Here is a 313-nt window from a genome sequence, read left to right as displayed (position 1 = left end):
GAAAGATTATGCAATCAAGTTTAAAGAAATCTCTTTACTTGGGCCTTGCTGCATTGAGCTTTGCTGGTGTTGCTGCCGTTTCAACGACTGCTTCAGCTAAGTCATACGCTACTGCAGGTGCCTATTCAACGTTAAAGACGGACGCTACTAAGCGTAACGTCGAAGCTACTGGTACTAACGCTTTATACACGAAGCCAGGTACTGTTAAGGGTGCTAAGGTTGTCGCTTCTAAGGCTACTATGGCTAAGTTAGCTTCTTCAAAGAAGTCAGCTGACTACTTCCGTGCTTACGGTGTTAAGACCACTAACCGTGG

At 45.4% G+C, this 313-nt stretch carries 1 pseudogene; it reads left to right on the top strand.

Going from position 1 to position 313, the window contains the following annotated elements:
* Positions 1–313 (top strand): annotated as a pseudogene (locus EIZ58_RS32935) (hypothetical protein); the annotation flags it as partial.

Source organism: Ammoniphilus sp. YIM 78166 (genome assembly GCF_004522215.1).
Lineage (GTDB): Bacteria > Bacillota > Bacilli > Aneurinibacillales > RAOX-1 > YIM-78166.
The sequence above is the reverse complement of the archived record's forward strand: the minus strand, read 5'-3'. Positions and strand labels throughout refer to the sequence as shown.